This window comes from Micrococcales bacterium (assembly GCA_009784895.1).
In the GTDB taxonomy this organism is placed as follows: Bacteria; Actinomycetota; Actinomycetes; order Actinomycetales; family WQXJ01; genus WQXJ01.
The window spans coordinates 1-3,605 of the sequence record WQXJ01000093.1 but is presented as its reverse complement, the minus strand read 5'-3'; the positions used below and the strand labels follow the sequence as shown (position 1 = coordinate 3,605).

The 3,605-nt window shown below is 62.2% G+C and carries 5 protein-coding genes; 4 read left to right on the top strand and 1 reads right to left on the bottom strand.

Annotated features, from left to right (window positions below; translation table 11 throughout):
• Window positions 1-166 precede the first annotated feature (166 nt).
• Window positions 167-979 (bottom strand): exodeoxyribonuclease III, encoded by an 813-nt coding sequence (locus FWD29_09980; GenBank protein ID MCL2804257.1) that lies wholly within the window; start codon window positions 977-979, stop codon window positions 167-169.
• Window positions 980-1,204: 225 nt separating this feature from the next.
• Between FWD29_09980 and FWD29_09975 the strand changes: the two genes are divergently transcribed.
• The 4 genes from FWD29_09975 to FWD29_09960 form a co-directional block, all read left to right on the top strand.
• Window positions 1,205-1,645, top strand: a complete 441-nt coding sequence (locus FWD29_09975) for a helix-turn-helix domain-containing protein (GenBank protein ID MCL2804256.1) — start codon at window positions 1,205-1,207, stop codon at window positions 1,643-1,645.
• Window positions 1,642-2,025 carry a DUF86 domain-containing protein gene (locus tag FWD29_09970; GenBank protein ID MCL2804255.1) on the top strand — a complete coding sequence of 128 codons (384 nt, stop codon included), beginning with the start codon at window positions 1,642-1,644 and terminating at the stop codon, window positions 2,023-2,025. The genes FWD29_09975 and FWD29_09970 overlap by 4 nt, the downstream gene beginning before the upstream one ends.
• Before the next feature lie 69 nt (window positions 2,026-2,094).
• Window positions 2,095-2,490, top strand: coding sequence for a hypothetical protein (locus FWD29_09965; protein MCL2804254.1), 396 nt, complete (start codon window positions 2,095-2,097; stop codon window positions 2,488-2,490).
• Between the two features lie 145 nt (window positions 2,491-2,635).
• On the top strand, window positions 2,636-3,605 hold a 970-nt coding region (locus tag FWD29_09960; GenBank protein ID MCL2804253.1), incomplete at its 3' end, for a 13E12 repeat family protein.

The following is a 3,605-nucleotide window of genomic DNA, read 5'->3' as shown; positions in this document are numbered from 1 at the left end:
TGTTCGGGTCACATGCTGGATGCGGCACGCCGTATCCCTGGCAACACTTCAGCCGAAGTCATTGCCCATAGGCCCTGAACAGGCCACAAAAAACAGGCCAAAACCAACGTAACCTCAGCCGCGTCTTTGCCAGTCGACGCTTCGCGTCAACCGCGTGCGACCCGGGCTAGGCCGGTTGGACACCGGGCAGATCGAAGTCAACCGTCAGCGGGGCGTGGTCTGACCAGCGCGAGTCGTAGGAATCTGCCCGCTCGACCCGGCAGTCAAGCGCCTTGGCGGCCAAGGACGGCGTAGCCAGCTGGTAGTCGATGCGCCAGCCAGTGTCATTGTCGAAGGCTCGGCCGCGCCAGGACCACCAGGTGTAGGGGCCGTCGACCTCGCCGTGCAGGTGGCGGGCCAGGTCGATCCAACCCTGGTCTTCGAACCAGTGGGTCAGGAACTCGCGCTCTTCCGGCAAGAAGCCAGAACGCTTGAGGTTGCCGCGCCAGTTCTTGATGTCGGCCTTGGTGTGGGCCACGTTGATGTCGCCGCAAACCAGCACGTCCCGGCCAGAGTCGATTAGCTCCTTGAGTCGGGATGTCATTTCCTCAAGGAAGGTCATCTTCTGGTCTTGGCGAATGGTGCCAACCTCGCCGGAATGGACATAGACGCAGACCACCGTCAGGTCTGGGTCTTTCAGACGGGCCTCAACCCATCGCCCTGTGTGGACTTCACCTTCCAGCTCCGCCAGGCCGGTTTTGGTGGCTTCGATGGGCAGCAGCGAAGCAATAGCGACGCCGGCCCGGCCCTTGATTTGTGAGGCTTGGCCGTGCAGCTCGCGGTCTTTGACCAGGTCGGCTAGGACATCGTCCGGTGCTCGCACCTCTTGCAGGCACAGGACGTCCGGCGCGGCAGCCTTCAGCCACGAATCCATGCCTTTTCGCATGGCCGCCCTTAGGCCATTGGTGTTCAAAGTAGTGATGGTCAGCACGCCTTCCATCCAACCAGGCTGGCTGGGCCAGGCAAACCGTCTGGGCTCCAGGGCTGCCATGTGTCTGGAGACCTGTGCTACTGGGGTTTCCAGACCCCGGGTTCTCGTACCCGCCTGACGCGGCAAACCATTCGGGCTCCCGGCCCGCTGGGCGCCCGGGCTCTTTGGCCACTGCTAGCACTCGCACAAAAGGCCAAGCCGAGGCCGCCAAGTTATCATTGATATGATCGAGTTATGGCGAACCAAGTCAAACAAGCCAGGTTGCGGGCTGGGTTGACTCAGGCCGAGCTGGCTCAGTTGGCCAACGTCAGCCCGTCAAATCTGTGCGCCATTGAGTCTGGCGCCCGCAGTGCCTCGCCGGTGATGATAAAGCGCCTGATGGACGCCATGGCTAGACCCTCGGATCGCCTTGGCGAGAACCGCCGGGCGGTGCTGGATTTGATCAAACGGCGTGGGGCCAAGAACCCGCGAGTCTTCGGCTCGGTGTCCAGGGGCGAAGACGGCCCCGGCAGTGATTTGGACATATTGGTTGACCTGGACCCTGGCGGCCTCTGGGACGCCGCCTCGCTGCCAAGAGAGCTTGAGGAGCTGCTGGGAGTTCACGTCGACGTGGTGTTTGAGGGCGGCCTGAAGCCCAAACACGCCGGCCTACTGGACCAGGCGAGGCCGCTGTGACCCCCGCGCCTCCGGCATCGGACCTTCCCGCCGCAGTCTGGCGCTGCCTTCGTGACCTGGTCGACCACACTGACCAAGCGGCCCGGCTGGTGGCGCGGGGGCGCCAGGTCTATCAGCGTGACGAAATGCTTCAGTTGGCGGCGGAGAGCCTGTTCGTTCGGATGGGCGAGATTGCCGCCCGGGCGGCCAGGGCAGCCCCGGCCGTGCAGGACCAGCACCCTGACCTGGCCCTTCGTCGGCTGATCGACGTGCGTAATGTGGTCTCTCACGGTTACGCCATAATCGATTCTGCCCAGTTGTGGTTCATTCTGGAAAACGATCTGCCGCCGGTGGCCGATGCCGCCGCCAGGCTTCTGGAGCAGGCCCCACACGGAGACTGACGTGCCCGCGGTAGCCTGGCACTGGACTTATGCCACTTGAATCGACGTGGATTTGGAGGATTGGCACCTGTGATGACCAAACGACTACTTGGCGCCGCGATTGGCGTTGGCGCCCTGGTAATGGTGGCCGGTTGCTCAAGCGACCCCAATGCCAAGTATTGCGATCTCTACGAGAACCAGTCTGTGATCAGCCGCTTCGAAGGCGAGACCGAGTTCAACTGGAACGGCCTTGGCCCCTTTGGCCCGTACATCAAGGATCTCGACGGCATGATCGAGGTGGCTCCTAGTGACATAAAGGGCGACTTGGAGACTATGGCACAGGCTTTCCGGACGCTGGAGGACGCCGGCCAGGACAACTGGCTGAAGGTCCATGACCAGCAGGCGCCCGATGCCGGAGTCGACCTTGACGCTTTGGCCCAGGCCAAGGACGGGTTTGCCCAGAAGTCAGAGGAGCTTTGCCGCTAGGCCTTTCAGATTCCGGCAGTGGTGCCGGCGTTGGTCTCATTTGCCCAGGTCAGGCGGGGTTTAGAGGCGGTTGCTCTGGGGTGATTCCGGCCGGCTGGTCTGTGGTTGATTCTGGGATGTCGTAGGGTACTTCTATACTAGTAACATGATGTCGACCAGTACTCAGAGCCCTAGGTTGGGGTACCCGGTTGGTTCCGGTTCGAGTGCTGCCCCGACCCTATGGGACACCGGTGACACGGCCTCACCCGGTGGCCCGCCTCGCCTGGAAGATGGCGCCGGTGGTAGCAATGCCAGCGGCCCTCAGGCCGACCCAATCGACCTGACCTCAACCGGTGATGGTGGCGGGTTGGAGCGGACACTGAGTGTCGATGAGGTGTTGGACCAGTTGAGTTCTGCTCCCAGGGATGCTCACTGTTTGGCCATGTTGGATGAACTAGCCTCACTGGGTGGTTTGACACTGAAACAGCAGGTCCGTCTGGTCGGGTTGTACCGGCAAGTATCGACGGCTTGTGACGGTAAAGCGGCTGACTTGTCTGCTCGCCTGTTTGAGTGTCACGGCAAGACTGAGGGGGACAGGCGGGCTCTGGTCGACTGGATAGCCAGGGCCACTAGTTCCACTCACGGTGATGCCGCCCGGCTAACCCAGGTGGGTCAGGCCAGGCAGGCTACACCAGAGTTGAAACAGTCAATGGACGCTGGTGGAACTAGCCTGCAGGGTGCGGCGGCTTTGGTGGGGGAAACCAAGAACCTGTCGAGCCAGGCGGCCAGTCAGGTGATTGGCACGGTTATCGGCCAGGGGCCTGGCCGGAACCCAGCCGAACTGAGGCAAGCGGCCCGGGTTCAGGTTGAACAGGCCCACCAAGACACTGCCGTTGAACGTCATGCCAAAGCTATGAGGCAACGTCATGTCAGTGTGACACCGGCGGCTGATGGCATGTCTTGGTTGCGGGCTTATGTGGCTTCAACTGATGCCACCGTGGTGTCTTCGGCTTTGGCCCGTCAAGCCCGGTCTCAACCAGCCGCCGGCCGGTCTTTGGCGAACGTCGAGGCTGACCTGTTGGTCGACTACCTGCACCAAGCGATTGACCAAGCTGACCAAACCGGCCGGACCTCCA

Coding starts and splice junctions, on each gene's coding strand:
- FWD29_09980 (MCL2804257.1), bottom strand. CDS start 979: ATGGAAGGCGTGCTGACCATCACTACTTTGAACACCAATGGCCTAAGG.
- FWD29_09975 (MCL2804256.1), top strand. CDS start 1,205: ATGGCGAACCAAGTCAAACAAGCCAGGTTGCGGGCTGGGTTGACTCAG.